14 protein-coding genes and 1 tRNA gene are annotated in these 15,885 nt (G+C 36.8%); 11 read left to right on the top strand and 4 right to left on the bottom strand.

What is annotated here, in order from left to right; genetic code table 11:
- Positions 1-243: 243 nt before the first annotated feature.
- From QN089_RS13265 to tsaD, 5 genes are all read left to right on the top strand, one after another.
- Positions 244-320 (top strand) — tRNA-Asp (locus QN089_RS13265).
- A gap of 132 nt (positions 321-452) precedes the next feature.
- Positions 453-905 (top strand): tRNA (adenosine(37)-N6)-threonylcarbamoyltransferase complex ATPase subunit type 1 TsaE, encoded by a 453-nt coding sequence (tsaE, locus tag QN089_RS13260; RefSeq protein ID WP_285215490.1) that lies wholly within the window; start codon positions 453-455, stop codon positions 903-905.
- Positions 902-1,612, top strand: a complete 711-nt coding sequence (gene tsaB, locus QN089_RS13255; RefSeq protein ID WP_068450621.1) for a tRNA (adenosine(37)-N6)-threonylcarbamoyltransferase complex dimerization subunit type 1 TsaB — start codon at positions 902-904, stop codon at positions 1,610-1,612. The genes tsaE and tsaB overlap by 4 nt, the downstream gene beginning before the upstream one ends.
- Positions 1,605-2,048, top strand: a complete 444-nt coding sequence (gene rimI, locus QN089_RS13250; protein ID WP_068450623.1) for a ribosomal protein S18-alanine N-acetyltransferase — start codon at positions 1,605-1,607, stop codon at positions 2,046-2,048. Before tsaB ends, rimI begins: the two co-directional genes overlap by 8 nt.
- Positions 2,048-3,073, top strand: coding sequence for a tRNA (adenosine(37)-N6)-threonylcarbamoyltransferase complex transferase subunit TsaD (tsaD, locus tag QN089_RS13245; protein ID WP_285215489.1), 1,026 nt, complete (start codon positions 2,048-2,050; stop codon positions 3,071-3,073). Before rimI ends, tsaD begins: the two co-directional genes overlap by 1 nt.
- Positions 3,074-3,448: 375 nt before the next feature.
- Here tsaD and QN089_RS13240 read toward each other — a convergent pair whose 3' ends face one another.
- On the bottom strand, positions 3,449-5,392 hold the full coding sequence (locus QN089_RS13240) for an ABC-F family ATP-binding cassette domain-containing protein (RefSeq protein WP_285216437.1): 1,944 nt from the start codon (positions 5,390-5,392) through the stop codon (positions 3,449-3,451).
- A 101-nt stretch (positions 5,393-5,493) separates the two neighbouring features.
- Between QN089_RS13240 and QN089_RS13235 the strand changes: the two genes are divergently transcribed.
- The 3 genes from QN089_RS13235 to tatC all read left to right on the top strand — a co-directional run bounded on the left by QN089_RS13235 (position 5,494) and on the right by tatC (position 7,215).
- A complete protein-coding gene (locus QN089_RS13235; RefSeq protein ID WP_068450630.1) occupies positions 5,494-6,129 on the top strand; it encodes a redox-sensing transcriptional repressor Rex in 636 nt (211 codons plus the stop codon).
- A gap of 93 nt (positions 6,130-6,222) precedes the next feature.
- Entirely contained in the window at positions 6,223-6,450 is a 228-nt protein-coding gene (locus QN089_RS13230) for a twin-arginine translocase TatA/TatE family subunit (RefSeq protein ID WP_068450632.1), read from the top strand.
- A 12-nt stretch (positions 6,451-6,462) separates the two neighbouring features.
- On the top strand, positions 6,463-7,215 hold the full coding sequence (tatC, locus tag QN089_RS13225) for a twin-arginine translocase subunit TatC (protein WP_068450634.1): 753 nt from the start codon (positions 6,463-6,465) through the stop codon (positions 7,213-7,215).
- A gap of 76 nt (positions 7,216-7,291) precedes the next feature.
- Here the strand turns inward: tatC and QN089_RS13220 are convergent, their stop codons facing one another.
- Positions 7,292-8,023, bottom strand: a complete 732-nt coding sequence (locus tag QN089_RS13220; protein ID WP_068450636.1) for a CPBP family intramembrane glutamic endopeptidase — start codon at positions 8,021-8,023, stop codon at positions 7,292-7,294.
- 215 nt (positions 8,024-8,238) lie between these two features.
- Here QN089_RS13220 and groES point away from each other — a divergent pair, with 215 nt between their 5' ends.
- Complete coding sequence (groES, locus tag QN089_RS13215; protein ID WP_068450638.1) at positions 8,239-8,523, top strand: co-chaperone GroES; 285 nt, start codon at positions 8,239-8,241, stop codon at positions 8,521-8,523.
- Positions 8,524-8,576: 53 nt separating this feature from the next.
- Positions 8,577-10,205 (top strand): chaperonin GroEL, encoded by a 1,629-nt coding sequence (gene groL / locus QN089_RS13210; RefSeq protein ID WP_068450641.1) that lies wholly within the window; start codon positions 8,577-8,579, stop codon positions 10,203-10,205.
- Positions 10,206-10,301: 96 nt separating this feature from the next.
- On the opposite strand, the gene QN089_RS13205 is transcribed toward groL, so the two are convergent.
- A complete protein-coding gene (locus QN089_RS13205; RefSeq protein ID WP_285215488.1) occupies positions 10,302-11,399 on the bottom strand; it encodes an N-acetylmuramoyl-L-alanine amidase family protein in 1,098 nt (365 codons plus the stop codon).
- 305 nt (positions 11,400-11,704) lie between these two features.
- Between QN089_RS13205 and QN089_RS13200 the strand changes: the two genes are divergently transcribed.
- Complete coding sequence (locus QN089_RS13200; protein WP_285215487.1) at positions 11,705-13,639, top strand: acyltransferase family protein; 1,935 nt, start codon at positions 11,705-11,707, stop codon at positions 13,637-13,639.
- Positions 13,640-13,716: 77 nt separating this feature from the next.
- Here the strand turns inward: QN089_RS13200 and QN089_RS13195 are convergent, their stop codons facing one another.
- On the bottom strand, positions 13,717-15,741 hold the full coding sequence (locus tag QN089_RS13195; RefSeq protein WP_285215486.1) for a Na+/H+ antiporter: 2,025 nt from the start codon (positions 15,739-15,741) through the stop codon (positions 13,717-13,719).
- Between the last annotated feature and the right edge of the window lie 144 nt (positions 15,742-15,885).

Below are 15,885 nucleotides of genomic sequence, written 5' to 3'. Positions count from 1 at the left end.
TCAAAAATGGATCACTCGCTCTAATTATCTATTCCAATTCTTTTTTCATTTTATAAATATAATAAAATGAAGGTTAAAAAATAATTAAGTTTTTTTAGAAAAAAACTATTGCAAACCCCTCATACTTATATTAGAATAAAGAAGTCGAGAAGAGAGAAAACGACACAAAGTGAGCTTTAAAAAGATTTTAAAAAAGCTTGCAACGACATAGAAGATATGTTAGAATAATATCATAGAAGAAATGGTCCGGTAGTTCAGCTGGTTAGAATGCCTGCCTGTCACGCAGGAGGTCGCGGGTTCGAGTCCCGTCCGGACCGCCATTTATATTTATGTAAACACAGCAGATGGTGCTGTGTTATTTTTTTTGTTTAAAAACGAATACATTCACTTTGAAGAAATATAGAATTTTCGATAGAATAGATAGATAAGTATGTTGTGAGAGGACGAAATACATGACAATTGAAATACCGATTCAATCACTTGAAGAAACACAGCAATTAGCAGAAAAAATAGCGACACGATTACAACCTCAAGATGTTTTAACGCTTGAAGGAGATCTAGGGGCTGGAAAAACAACTTTTACACAATTTTTAGCTAAAGGATTAGGTGTGAAACGCCACGTTAATAGTCCGACATTTACAATTATGAAGCAATATGAAGGACGTATTCCTTTCAACCATTTAGATGTATATCGCTTAGCAGATAGCGATGAGGACTTAGGTTGGGATGAGATTTTCTATGGTGATGCAGCGACAGTTGTAGAATGGGCACAATTAATCGAGCCGGACTTACCAGCAGAGCGTTTAGACATTACGATTAAGCGAATCGATGAGAGTCAACGTTTATTTATATTAACGCCAATTGGCGAGCGTTATACGCTATTATGTGAGGAGATTATGAGATGATCTGGTTAGGAATTGATACAGCAAATACACCGCTTGCGATTGCACTTGTAAAAGACGGTCAAGTAATTGCGGAAGAAGTCGCAAATATAAAATTGAATCATTCTGGTGGTGCGATGCCAGCAATTGATCGTTTATTTGCACATACAAAAATGAAACCTGCTGATTTAGATGCCATTGCAGTGAGTGAGGGGCCAGGCTCTTATACAGGTGTACGAATTGGCGTTACGATTGCCAAAACATTGGCGTGGACATTAAATATCCCAATCGTAGGTGTATCGAGTTTAAAGGTATTGGCTGCAAATGTACCATACTTTCCGCATGTGATTTGCTCGCTTGTAGATGCTAGAAGACAAAATGTCTATGCAGGTGCATATAGTAGTAAGGATTCATTGGAAGTTATTATTGAAGATGGACATTATGAATTAGAACAATTATTAAATCAATTAGACGCATTAAATCAGCCCATCTTATTTGTTGGTCATGATGTTGAAGTCTTTTACGAAAAAATCGTTGAATGCTTAGGAGAACGTGCTTTACGTGCCCCGTATCCTTTTAATTTGCCAAGTGCTAGTCAATTAATCTATTTAGCAGAGCAACAGCCACTACCAGCTGCTGAAACCGTTCATGCATTTGTACCAACATATAAACGAATTGCAGAAGCTGAAGCAAACTGGATCAAAGAACAGAAGGCAAAACAGCATGATTAAATATCGTTTAATGACCGTAGAAGATGTACCTGCTGTTCATCATATTGAACAAATTGCATTTCCGACTCCATGGACATTAGATTCCTTTTATTATGAGATGGAGAAGAATCCACAAGCACATTATTTTGTTGCTGTAAATGAGGAAGAAAAGGTTATTGGTTTTTGTGGCATGTGGGTCGTATTAGATGAGAGCCAGATTACAAATGTCGCTGTATTACCAGAAGGACGAGGAAAAGGTATTGGGGAAGCACTGATGCGTGAAGCCATTGCCTATGCAAAATCTTTAAATGTTGTTGTCATGAGTTTAGAAGTACGTGTGACAAACGAAGTCGCACAAAATTTATATCGTAAATTAGGTTTTCAAGAAGGTGGTATTCGTAAAGGATACTATACAGATAATCAAGAGGATGCTCTTGTCATGTGGGTGAATTTATAATGGAAAAAGATTTTTATGTATTAGGTATTGAAAGTAGTTGTGATGAAACAGCCGCAGCCATTATTAAGAACGGAACAGAGATTGTTTCGAATGTTGTGGCATCTCAAATTGAAAGTCATAAACGTTTTGGCGGTGTTGTACCAGAGATTGCTTCTCGTCACCATGTTGAAAATGTGACGCTAGTGATTGAAGAAGCATTAACCAAAGCAGGTGTACAGCCATCAGACTTAGATGCGGTATGTGTAACAGAAGGTCCAGGGCTTGTAGGCGCATTACTCATTGGCATTAATGCAGCGAAAGCTTTTGCGTTTGCACATCAGTTGCCATTAATCGGTACACATCATATCGCAGGTCATATCTATGCGAATCACCTTGTACAGCCGATGGAATTCCCATTACTAGCTTTAGTTGTATCAGGTGGTCATACTGAGCTTGTATTGATGAAAGAACATGGCTCATTCGAATTAATCGGTGAAACACGTGATGATGCAGCAGGTGAAGCTTATGATAAGGTAGCGCGTGTATTGAATATTTCATATCCAGGTGGACCGAAAATTGATCAGATGGCGCATGAAAGTGATGGAGCTGTTAATTTTCCGCGCGTGTGGTTAGAAGCAGACTCATATGATTTTAGTTTTAGTGGTTTAAAATCAGCAGTGATTAACTATCAACATAATGCAATTCAGCGTGGTGAAGAAGTTAATCCACATCATGTGGCGAAAGGCTTCCAAGATAGTGTGGTAGAGGTATTAACAGCTAAAACGTTGCGTGCTGCAAAAGAATATCAAGTCAAACAAGTCATTGCAGCAGGTGGTGTCGCAGCGAATAAAGGGTTACGTGCTTCTTTAGAAAAAGTATTTAAAGAAGAAGGAATTCCATTCTATGTACCACCACTACCATTATGTACAGATAACGCCGCAATGATTGCAGCAGCAGGTACAGAAATGTTTAAAAGCGGTGTCCGCAGTGACTGGAGCCTAAATGGTCGTCCAGGTATGGAATTAGTATCGTGGAATCGTAAATAATGATGAAATAGTAGCGGTTTTCTCATGAGAAATGGGAAAATCGCTTTTTTAATGGTGTGTAAATGTGAGAAGAAGAATTTGTAAATCACTTGAGTTTTACACAGTTATTTGTGGATAAATTCAGAAAATTCTGTGGGTAATGTGGACAAGTGCTGTGGATTCCGATTATATAAGCACCTTACCTGTGTATAACTTTGTGGAGATTTTTACAAGTTATACACAATTTCAGTGGATAAATGGAAATTGTAGGTAGTATGTAGTTGCTTTGTTAGAAAAGCAATCAGCGCAAAAATCTAGATTCGTCACAAGATATTATTGTAATAAAAAATAAAGAAGGTATCAAGTTTCCATTTGGAAAAGACACCTTCTTTTTATTTATAATTGCTCTAATTCTTCTTGTAAAGCGAGCCACTGTAATTCATATTCTTCATGCTTTACTTTTTCTTCATCTAATTGTGTTTGAATGATTAATGCTTTTTCATGATTTGAAAATACATCAGGATTACATAGTTCTTCTTCTAGTTTTGCAATGGTTGTTTCAAGGTCGCTCATAATCTGTTCAATATCTTCAATTTGACGTTGAATTTTACGTTCTTTTTTCTTCGTTTCTTTGTCGATGGCTTGATTCGATGTAGGTACTTCCTTTTGAATGATTGGCTTTGTTTTTATAAGAGCAGCTTCTTTTTCAGCTGCGATTTCAGCTAACTCTTCTTTTTTCTCTACATAGTAATCATAATCACCTAAGTATTCAAAAGAACCCTCATTCGATAGCTCGACAACTTTTGTTGCAATGCGATTGATGAAGTAACGGTCATGTGATACGAAGATGAGCGTGCCCGGGAAATCAATTAGTGCATTTTCCAACACCTCTTTACTATCTAAATCAAGATGGTTGGTCGGCTCATCTAAAATCAGTACATTATTTTTCTCAAGCATGAGTTTCGCGAGCGTTAAACGTGCTTTTTCGCCACCTGATAGATCGTGTACGATTTTATCGACGTCTTCTCCTGAGAAAAGGAAACGACCAAGAACAGTACGAACATCTTTTTCATTCATTAGTGGCCACTCATCCCAAATCTCACGTAGTACGGTACGATTCGTAGAAAGTTTTGCTAAATCCTGATCGTAATAACCGAGTTGCACATTCGTACCATAACGAATATCACCTGACAGAGCAGGTAAATCTTTTATAATTGTTTTTAATAGTGTAGATTTTCCGACACCGTTTGGACCAACAAGGGCGATACGGTCTTTTCGATAGGCACGCATGTTAATATGTTCAGAAATTGGCGTTTGTCCATAACCGATTGTGAGGTCATCAATGGATAACACGTCATTACCACTTTGCTTTTCGATATCGAATGTAAAAGTAGCTGATTTTTCATCGCCATCAGGAGAATCCATCCACTCGGTTTTCTCTAAAACTTTTCGACGAGATTGTGCCATCTTCGTAGTCGATGCACGCGCTAAGTTCTTTTGGACGAATGTTTCGAGTTTTGCCTTTTCGTCCATTTGTTTTTCATAAAGTTTTAGGTCGCGTTCATAGTTCTTTGCTTTTTGATCTAAGTAACTTGAATAGTTACCTGTGAACTTTGTGACATGATGACGAGAAACTTCATAAACAATAGACACAACTTGGTCCAAGAAATAGCGGTCATGTGATACGATAAGGATAGCGCCGTCGTAGTTTTTCAGGTAGTTTTCAAGCCAGTTTAATGTCTCGATATCCAGGTGGTTGGTCGGCTCATCCAGAATGAGTAATTCAGGTTTTGTTAAAAGTAATTTTGCTAGAGCCAGTCTTGTACGTTGACCACCAGATAATGAAGATATAGACTGTTCATAGGAATCAGGATAAAACTGCATACCATGTAGAACAGAGCGTGTATCCGCTTCGTATTGGAAGCCGCCACGTTCTTTAAAATCATGTTGTAGCTGGTCATATTCAGCTGTGATTTTTTGATAACGTTCTGCATTTTCATAAATCGTAGGTTCAGCCATCTGCAACTCAAGTGAACGAATTTGTTGTTCAAGTTGTTTTAATGGTTCAAATACGGTCATCATCTCATCCCAAATGGATAAATCAGATTCTAGACCAGCATGTTGGTCTAAGTAGCCAAGTTTAATTCCTTTTGGCATAATAATCTCACCAGAGTCATATGAGAGTTGACCTGCTATAATTTTTAAAAGAGTAGATTTACCTGCGCCGTTTCGGCCAACAAGTGCGACGCGATCCCGATGTTGAACTTCGAGTTTAACGCCACTTAAAATTTCATCTGCAATATATGATTTATATAATTGATTGACTTGTAATACAATCACTTTCGACACCTCAGTTCAATCTTAAGTGTAACGAAATGCTGTCATTGGTGCAATGGTCATCTATCTAAATTGTATAACCAGATTCGTAGGAGGAAACATGTTTGAAAGAGAATTATAGGATACCGCAGGCCACAACGAAAAGACTTCCGCTGTATTATCGCTTCATCCAAAATTTTGCGGATGCAGGAAAGAATAGAATTTCATCAAAAGAGTTAAGTGAGGCCATGCAAATTGATTCAGCGACGATTCGTCGTGACTTTTCATATTTCGGACCACTCGGTAAAAAAGGGTACGGATATGATGTACAAAAATTACTTGTGTTCTTTAGAGGCGTCCTTGATCAAGATCAACGTATGAATGTAGCAGTAATCGGTATTGGTAACTTAGGTCATGCCTTACTGAAGTATAATTTTCAAAAGAACCATAATATGAAAATTGTTGTAGCATTCGATACGAACTATCCAATGGAAGGGCAGCTTGTAAATGGTGTACCTGTTTTCCATCCAGATGTGATGGAAGAGAAGTTTGAAGAATTCAAAGCAGAACTACCTATTTTAACTGTACCAGCACGTTCAGCACAGTTTATGACAGACCGATTAATTCAGATGGGTGCGAAAGGTGTGTTGAATTTTACACCGGTTCGTCTGCAAGTACCTGAGACATTCCGCGTTCATACAATTGATTTATCGATTGAATTGCAAACGCTTAGTTACTTTATTCGAAATGTGGAAGAATAGTCTTAAATATTCAGTTTTGTAGACCGAAAGAATAATATACAAATGACGAAGTGTGGAGTAGAATGTAGTTATCAAATTGAGGAGGTGTGTGTAATGGTAGGTCCAGCTAGTATTGCGATTATTGCAGGTGTTGCTGTCATTATTTTTGGTCCCAAAAAACTTCCTGAACTAGGAAGAGCGATGGGTTCTACACTCCGTGAGTTTAAATCTGCAACAAAAGGTTTAACAGACGAAGATTTTGAAAGTACAAAACAAAAAACAGTTGAAACAAACAGCGCAAATGAAGTAAAAGCTGTCGAAAAAATCGAAGAGACGAAGTAGGGTGTTCATCTGATGGAACAAGAAGAACTAACAGTCGTTGAACATATAGAGGAACTTCGAAAGAGGCTATTAATTGTTGCAGGATTCTTTGTTTTAGCGATTATTGGAAGTTTCTTTTTAGCACAACCACTCATACAATTTTTACAACATACTGAAGAAGCAAAATCGCTTCAATTGCATGCTTTTCGTGTTACCGATCCAGTGAAGGTTTACATACAAGTTATCTTTATTTTATCGCTTGTTATGACATCACCGATTATTCTATTTCAGTTATGGGGTTTTGTGAGCCCAGGACTTTATGAAAAAGAGCGCAAAGCGACATTACGCTATATTCCGTACGCATTCCTATTGTTCATTGTAGGGGTTGTATTTTCGTATTTAGTGTTACGTCCGTATATGTTGAAGTGGATGATGGGGTTAGCAGGAGAAATGGATGTTGAACAGACCATTGGAATCTATGAATACTTCCAATTTTTAATGCAAATTACATTGCCATTTGGATTGATTTTTCAGTTGCCAATCATTATGTTATTTTTGACGCGTCTCGGAATCATTACGCCAATGGGCATGTCAAAAGTAAGGAAGTACGCATACTTTGCGCTACTCTGTGTAGCAGCAGTCATCGCACCTCCAGATATCGTGTCACATATGATTGTCACATTACCATTATGCATTTTATACGAAATCAGTATCATGATTTCGCGTATAGGTTATAGAAGTTATTTGAAAGCAGAGCAGCAGCGAGAAATGGAGCTAGCTGCATAATATAAAAGAAAAACTGGAATCGTACTGTTGTGCGATTCCAGTTTTTTGTTGCGAACGCTAAAAAAAGAGGCTCTTTTTATTGCATAGATTGTAGCGTTTCGAGGTATTTTTGTATTTTGTCTAAATTGAGATTCATGATGATAACAAAACCATTCAACATCGTATGTGCAATAATCGTTGTGAGCAGTCGTTTTGTTTTGTTATACAGAAAAGCAGTGATGAACCCAACAGTTGCGTAGATGATGATATGTGAAAAATCCATATGCACGATTGCGAATACAACGGCGCTGACACTCGCTGCGATGAAAAAGTTCGTTGTTTGGTTTAACGATGCGAAGATGACGCGACGGAATACGACTTCTTCAAGGAATGGTCCAAAGAATACAATACTGATGATTGCAATAGGGGCTGCTTTAGCCATTGCAGAAAGTTGTGCTGTATTTTCAGAACCAGGTGTAATACCAAGTGACGTTTCGATTAAACCAGCAAGTGATTGGCCAATTAAAATCATGAAGAATCCTAAAACGCCCCAGCCAATCGCTCCCATAGTAGAATAGCGCTTGCCACCGACAAAAGCATTTTTGAAAAAGTTTTTGTCACGTAAGATGAAGAAAATCGTTACAAGTGTACCGAGAAAGAACGTGAAGAAGATGGTCCAACCGCGTGCTTGTGCGGACAGTTCATCATTAGTGATACCTGGTTCTAGCCATTGGATAATAGAAGCAATCGGCTTTAAAAAGATGATAGGTGATAGTTGCATGAGTATATATGTAATTAATATATAGAGTGGTGTTTTTTTAGTTTTCATAAGCAAATCCTTTCCGGAAATATTCGTATCTCTATTCTACCAATAAGTTGAAGCAAAAAGAAAATGTAAATCGGTCATCTTTTTATAAAAAAATAAATGTTATGACTTGCAAAAAAAATCGAGAGTGCTTATTATTAAGACTATAAGTTAGCACTCATTGTATAAGAGTGCCAACAAAAAATATTGACGCATAGAAATTAGGAGGTTATTAGAACATGTTAAAGCCATTAGGTGACCGTATTATTATTGAGGTAGTAGAAGTAGAAGAAAAAACAGCATTCGGTATCGTACTACCCGACTCTGCAAAAGAAAAACCACAGCAAGGTAAAGTTGTAGCAGTGGGTTCTGGAATCGTAACAAATAGTGGTACAGTGGTGCCGTTAAGCGTAAAAGCAGGCGACCAAGTAATTTATGCTCAATACGCAGGTACGGAAGTAAAATACGAAGGTAAAGACTATTTAATTCTACGTGAGAGCGACGTTTTAGCAATCGTAGAGTAATCTAACATATACAAATAAACGAACGGATTGATTTTCTAGGAGGGAATTATACAATGGCAAAAGAAATTAAATTTAGCGAAGATGCACGTAGTTTAATGTTAGCAGGTGTGGATAAATTAGCGAATACAGTAAAAGTAACATTAGGACCAAAAGGACGTAATGTGGTATTACAAAAAGCATTCGGTGCGCCACTTATTACAAATGACGGTGTTACAATTGCAAAAGAAATCGAACTAGAAGATCCATATGAAAACATGGGCGCAAAATTAGTTTCTGAAGTAGCTTCAAAAACAAATGAAATCGCTGGTGACGGTACAACAACTGCAACAGTACTCGCACAATCAATGATTACAGAAGGTTTAAAAAACGTAACAGCTGGTGCAAACCCTGTCGGTATCCGTAAAGGGATTGACTTAGCAGTTGAAGCAGCAATCAAAGAACTAAAATCGATTTCAAAACCAGTTGAAAACAAAGAAGCAATTGCACAAGTAGCTTCTATCTCAGCTGCAGATGACGAAGTAGGTTCATTAATCGCAGAAGCAATGGAACGCGTAGGTAATGATGGTGTTATTACATTAGAAGAATCAAAAGGTTTCAATACAGAACTAGAAGTTGTAGAAGGTATGCAATTTGATCGCGGTTACCTATCTCACTACATGGTAACGGATACAGATAAAATGGAAGCAGTATTAGATAATCCATATATCTTAATTACAGATAAAAAAATCTCAAACATCCAAGAAATCTTACCTGTGCTTGAACAAGTTGTACAACAAGGTCGTCCAATGTTAATCATCGCAGAAGATGTTGAAGGTGAAGCACTTGCGACACTTGTATTAAACAAATTACGCGGTACATTCAACGTAGTGGCTGTCAAAGCACCAGGCTTCGGTGATCGTCGTAAAGCGATGTTAGAAGATATTGCGATCTTAACAGGCGCACAAGTGATTACAGAAGAAATTGGTTTAGATTTAAAAGAGACAACTGTAGACCAACTTGGACGCACAGCAAAAGTAGTTGTAACAAAAGACAATACAACAATTGTTGAAGGTGCTGGTCAACAAGAAGCAATCGAATATCGCATTGCCAACATTCGTAACCAATACGAAGATGCAACTTCTGAATTCGATAAAGAAAAATTACAAGAACGCTTAGCAAAATTAGCTGGCGGTGTTGCCGTAATTCGTGTCGGTGCAGCAACTGAAATCGAACTAAAAGAACGTAAACTACGTATTGAAGATGCTCTTAACTCTACACGCGCAGCAGTAGAAGAGGGTATTGTAGCTGGTGGTGGTGTTGCATTAGTAAGTATCCATGCAGCAGTAGAAGCTGTAGCGAATAGTACAGAAGGCGACGTAGCAACAGGCGCACGCATCGTATTACGTGCATTAGAAGAACCAGTACGTCAAATTGCAAATAATGCAGGTTTAGAAGGGTCTGTCATCGTAGATCGTCTAAAACGTGAAGAAGTTGGAACAGGCTTCAACGCAGCGAATGGTGAATGGGTGAACATGATTGAAGCAGGTATCGTAGACCCAGCAAAAGTTACACGTTCAGCACTTCAAAATGCTGCATCTGTAGCTTCACTATTCCTAACAACAGAAGCAGTAGTAGCAGACCTTCCAGATAACTCATCAGCACCAGCAATGCCAGATATGGGTGGCATGCCAGGAATGATGTAATCGGAATTTAATCGATTACTACACAAATAAAAGGAATCGCCAAAATATGTGCGATTCCTTTTTTGTATTTGAAAACAATTAAAGTCTTTTTAACTATTAATATTTTTTAAAGTAGTTAATTAGACCAGTTGAAATACCTTGTGCCATTGCTTTACGATAACTATCTGTATTAATCTTTTTTAGTTCAGATTTTCGGTTCATATAACCGTATTCTAACAGTGTACCGATGTATGGGTTTTCGCGTAGAACGTGTAAGTTTTGATAGCGATATTCTTCTGCAGGTACGTCTGAAACAGCTGAAACGGGTCGATCTAATGCGTTAAATAAGTATTTTGTAAATGTCTTTTCAGCTTTTTTTGTATAAAGAGCTAGATAGCCTTCCTCACTTTTTTTGTTATATACATTGTGATGAACACTAATAAAGGCATCTGGTTTAGCAGATTTTGAAATTTGTACGCGTTTTTCGAGTGATAATGTTTTATCCGTTGTGCGTGTCATAATGACTTTCGCACCATCTTTTTTAAGTTGTTGTTGCAAAGTTTTAGCAGCTTTTAAGTTTAAATCTTTTTCAGCGATACCATAATAATAAGCACCTTTTTGCGCGCCACCATGTCCTGCATCTACGACGAATGTTCGACCACTTAATGGACCAAAAATCGTGCCTTCTGGATATGCGTTCTCTTTGGAAGTAGAAATAATACCGTACTTATGTGAGACATAACCTGTTTTGCCTTTTGCGTATTCGATTTTAAACCAACCATTTTTAGCTTGGGCTTTAATTTTAAATTGATCGCCAAAGCGAACAGTAGCCAATTTTTGTGACGTAACACTACTTGTCTTTCTGACATTAAGTGTAGCGGCAGTGATGGAGTAGTACTTGCCAACCTTTGTGCTACTAGTAGAGAGTATAATTTTTGTTAAGTACTTGGAAGATACATAACCAGTTGTCTTACCTACTTTTACTTTCGACCACGTACCTTTTTTTGCAGTTTGTGTGACAACTGTATTTTTTTTAAGTACTTTTATAACTTTATATTTTGTACTAGGACCTGTACGAAGATTTAATGAATTTGTATTTGCGACTTTTAATTGAATAGATGCTGCTGAAGCTTGTTCAGTAGGTAAGAAGAACATCGTAAAGACTAAACAAATACTGAGCAAGAATGACATGGTGTGTTTCTTTTTAAATTGCATAATTTCCCTCCTATTTCCTTAATCATAATATTAATGATGTATAAAATAGTATAAAAAAGGGAATTGTGATAAAGTTGTATTATTTGTAACATATATGAAATAGTCGGTTGATGCATAATTGATTTTAATTTTTGAAAAAACGTATCTTATAGCTAATTCAAAGAATGAAAAAACTTAACGCATGTATAAATTTAAGCTATTATTAGAATAGAAATTACAATAAAAATATGAAAAAGAAAACTTAATGTAGAAATAAAACGTCTTATTAAATAGAGAGATGAAACAATTATTTAGGAGGTATTTCAATGCCGCGTCCTGGAAAGCAAAAACGCAGATATATTAGCGGATTGGACGGATTACGAGCTATTTCAGTATTAGCTGTTATTTTATATCATCTACATATTGATGGAATTGATGGTGGATTTCTTGGTGTAACCGTATTTTTCGTATTGTCAGGTTATCTTATTACAGATTTATTAATTAATGAATTCGAAAAGAATGGGAGAATAGATTTTAAGAGTTTCTGGATTAAGCGATTTAGAAGGCTCATTCCAGCACTTGTATTAATGTTAGTTGCATTAGTGACGTGGATTACATTATTCCATCGTTCTTTCTTAGAAGGACTACGTGAAGAAGTTGCTGCGGCTTTTTTCTATGTGAGTAACTGGTATTACATACTTCAAGATCACTCATATTTTACAAAGTTTGCGCCGCCTTCACCACTGCAACATATGTGGTCACTTGCGGTAGAAGAACAATTCTATATTATATGGCCGATTTTAATGTTACTAGCGTTAACATTTATTCGTTCAAAAGGAAAGCTTGCAATATTTATTGTCCTACTGTCGTTTATTTCAGCAGAGGCAATGGCATTCATGTATAGTCCTGATGCTGATCCAAGTCGTGTTTATTTCGGGACGGATACACGTGCCTTTTCAATTTTACTAGGTGCGGCATTAGCATTCGTATGGCCAAGTGCAAAATTGAGTCCGAATGTAACACCTGATTTGAAAAAAGTATTGAATATCGCAGGTTTGGTCAGTTTAGGGATTTTAATCATTTTAATGATTTTCACACAAGAAGACGGTAGCTTCTTATATTATGGTGGTATGTACTTGGCTTCGGCAGTAACGGCAGTATTAATAGCTGTTATTGTACATCCAGCTAATTCCATTGCGAAGATTTTTAGTATTAAGCCGTTACTATGGATTGGTGAACGCTCTTATGGTATTTATATTTGGCACTTCCCAATCATTGTATTATTAGGAATTGCAGTTAAAACAGATGAGATTAGCGGTATGAAAATTCTATTAGCATTGGTTTTAACATTTATTTTATCAGCATTGTCGTATCGTTTTGTGGAAAATCCAATTCGTCGTGGGGAATGGCGTAATTGGTTGGCTGTCTTTAGAAACGGTACATGGTCGTGGAAGTGGAAACAGCAAAACATGAAACAGCGCTTTACAATGCTTGCTATTTCAGCGATTGCGATTGTTTTCACGTACGGTATGATTGTCGAACCTGCTCCACAAGCTTCTAAAGAGAATGAACTGGAGCAACATCTAAAAGAAGAGCAGCAAAAAGCGAAAAAAGAGCAAACCGCTGAAGAACGTAAAAAAGCAAAAGAAGAAGCCATTGCAAAAGCTAAAAAAGAAGCAAAAGAAGCAGCTGCAGCTGAGAAAAAAGCAAAAGCTGATGAAAAGACGAAAAAAGAAGCGCAATATAAAAAGGATGTCGCCAATGGTAAGATTGCATTAGCTAATACACCGATTACCGCATTGGGTGACTCTGTTATGCTGAGTGCTGCTAGTGCTTTACAAGCAGATTTACCGCGTATTGATGTCGATGCGACAGTGGCATTACAAGTTGATGCAGCGATTGATAAATTGCGTACAAAGGTGAATCAAGGACAGGTATCGAATACGGTACTAATTGGTTTAGGCTCGAATGGTACATTTACAAAAACGCAGTGGGAAGAGATTTATGAATTACTTGGATCAAAACGTCAAATATTCTTAATGAATGTACGCGTGAGTCGTAGTTGGCAAGATAGTGTGAATAAGACGATTCGAAATGCAGCGAAAGAATATGATAATGTACATGAGATTGATTGGTATGAAGCATCTAAAAATAAACCACAAATCTTTTATAATGACCATATCCACCCGAACCCTGAAGGTGGTAAATTCTATTCGAATTTAGTAGTTCATGAAATTGCAAAGTACAAAAAGAAAAAATAATACAAGAGACTAGAACAAAATTCTAGCTAAAAGCAAAAGAGCTTCAGCATATGAAAATGCCGAAGCTCTTTTGCTATTTATTCCACATGTTCGTATAATGCGATATTTTCCATGTAGTTTACAAGGCGACGTAAGTCTTTTTCTTGATCGCGTGTAATTTTGCCTTCTTCATATAATAAGTGAATTTCTTGACGTTCTGTTTCGAGCATCACTAAATTTAATTCTTCTTTTAGTTCTTCTTCGCGTACAGAGTCCATTGTGACTTTTTTTCGTAGGCGTTCGTATGCTTTTTGATATTCAAAAAGAATAACGGTGTATAGCTCAGGGTGATCTGATTTTTTTCGTTTTTCTTTTAAATAATCGATTGCTTTTTTATAAGCGTGTCGACGAACATCTTGACGCATGAGAACATACGATAGATATTTTTCTTTTTCGTTATTATAATGCTTTTTAGCAATAGATAACTCGCGTAAAACTTTTCGTAATGTAAACAATCCACGTTTCCAAGTGCTAATCGACAGCATTTTTTCGCGATCAGATATAGAATGTAATAATGACTGGTACATATGTTCATCAAGTTTATGATCTTTATACAATCCATTGATATAGTCACGTTCAACTTGTAATGCATTCAAGCGAATACGTTCTAATTTTGGTGCATGTTTTGAACTACCTGAATCATCTGCATTGGCTTCTAATTGTGTTTGTCTGAATAGATGTTGTAAATTATCAATTAAATCATAAATAATATAACGATTTTCCTCGTTAATTTTTGATTGCATCTTTTTTACAGTTTGCACTAACACAAAACTTTTCGCCTCATGGAATGACAGCTGACCTTCTTTTACAACCGTCATTTCTTCTTTATCCGTTAGTAACGGTAAGAAGGCTGTAGCAATAATCAGTGTGAAAAGAATAACACCAGAAGCTAAAAATAAGATTAAAGATCGTTCTGGAAATGGTTCTCCTGTATCGAGGAAGAAAGGTAATGATAAAATCCCCGCCATTGTGACAGCACCACGTACACCAACCAAACTACTAATTAGACTCATTTTCAGCGTTGGTTTTTCATCTCTTTTTCGCTTGAATTGCCACAGTGCAAATAAATGTGACCAAACGAAGCGTATAAGAAGAATGATTGCACCAATTGCAGATGCATAAAGAATTAAAATCCAATTATCGATTTGTGTATCTAAAATCGATTGCTCCATAGATAATGGAATATTTAAACCAAGTAATAAGAAAACAACGCCATTTAAAACGAATAAAACGATTTCCCAAGCACTCTCTGTTAGCACTTGTTCTTCTGCAAGGACAGTTTCGGTTTGTTCTTTGAAAATAGCTTGAATAATCCCCGCAATGACAACGGCGATAACGCCAGAAGCATGAAAAATATTTTCCACAATGAGATAAATGATAAAGGGCGTTAAAATTTGATAAAGTGTGTGGAAAACAGCATCTCGTATGCCAGCACGTCTAAAAGCAAATCGTAATTCAATTAGAACAAATCCAAGAACTAAACCTAAAATCCCTCCTGCTAAAAACGTATAAGAGAAATTTAAAATGGCACTTTGGAATGAAAAATACCCTGATACAGCTGCAGCAACTGCATATTTAAAAGCTACTAACCCTGAAGCGTCATTGATAAGTGATTCCCCGCGTACAACACTTAAAATCTTTTCAGGTATTCGAATACGTTTTGCAATGCCATTTACTGCAACAGGATCAGTAGGAGATAGGATGGCAGCAAGTGCAAAGGCAGCAGGGAGTGGAATTGTTGGCACAAGCCAGTGAATAAAATACCCACCGCCGATTGTTGTGATGAGTACCAGTACGATGGCATTCCCTAAAATAGGTAGTCTCATACTCCATAATTCTTTGCGTGGAAAATAGCGTCCATCATTGTATAATAACGGCGCAACAAAAAGTAATAAAAACCATTCGGTATCGAGTTCTAAGTCTAAGCTTGGAACGAAAAGTGCTAAAATAACACCGAGACCAATTTGAATTAAAGCAGTCGGTAAAAATTTTACATAGTGGCTAATAATATTAGACGCTAGTAAACCGATTAATAAAAAGAGTGTAATCATTAATAAATTCATAGCAAGACCCTTTCAAAATAGGATTAATTTAAGGTTACCGTAAATGGAACAAAAAGCTAAATTAAACGCTTGCGTATTTGAAAAGTGTTCAAGAGTTTGTAAGATAAAACAATGTGGTTCCGAGTCAATTTGATTTATACTAAG

The sequence above is a fragment of the Kurthia sp. YJT4 genome (assembly GCF_030219945.1).
Taxonomy (GTDB): Bacteria; Bacillota; Bacilli; order Bacillales_A; family Planococcaceae; genus Kurthia; species Kurthia gibsonii.
The sequence above is the reverse complement of the archived record's forward strand: the minus strand, read 5'-3'. Positions and strand labels throughout refer to the sequence as shown.

Bases quoted from the DNA above. Each gene is read 5' to 3' on its own strand.
- tsaE (WP_285215490.1), top strand. From the start codon at position 453: ATGACAATTGAAATACCGATTCAATCACTTGAAGAAACACAGCAATTA.
- tsaB (WP_068450621.1), top strand. From the start codon at position 902: ATGATCTGGTTAGGAATTGATACAGCAAATACACCGCTTGCGATTGCA.
- rimI (WP_068450623.1), top strand. From the start codon at position 1,605: ATGATTAAATATCGTTTAATGACCGTAGAAGATGTACCTGCTGTTCAT.
- tsaD (WP_285215489.1), top strand. From the start codon at position 2,048: ATGGAAAAAGATTTTTATGTATTAGGTATTGAAAGTAGTTGTGATGAA.
- QN089_RS13230 (WP_068450632.1), top strand. From the start codon at position 6,223: ATGGTAGGTCCAGCTAGTATTGCGATTATTGCAGGTGTTGCTGTCATT.
- tatC (WP_068450634.1), top strand. From the start codon at position 6,463: ATGGAACAAGAAGAACTAACAGTCGTTGAACATATAGAGGAACTTCGA.
- QN089_RS13220 (WP_068450636.1), bottom strand. From the start codon at position 8,023: ATGAAAACTAAAAAAACACCACTCTATATATTAATTACATATATACTC.
- groES (WP_068450638.1), top strand. From the start codon at position 8,239: ATGTTAAAGCCATTAGGTGACCGTATTATTATTGAGGTAGTAGAAGTA.
- groL (WP_068450641.1), top strand. From the start codon at position 8,577: ATGGCAAAAGAAATTAAATTTAGCGAAGATGCACGTAGTTTAATGTTA.
- QN089_RS13205 (WP_285215488.1), bottom strand. From the start codon at position 11,399: ATGCAATTTAAAAAGAAACACACCATGTCATTCTTGCTCAGTATTTGT.
- QN089_RS13200 (WP_285215487.1), top strand. From the start codon at position 11,705: ATGCCGCGTCCTGGAAAGCAAAAACGCAGATATATTAGCGGATTGGAC.
- QN089_RS13195 (WP_285215486.1), bottom strand. From the start codon at position 15,741: ATGAATTTATTAATGATTACACTCTTTTTATTAATCGGTTTACTAGCG.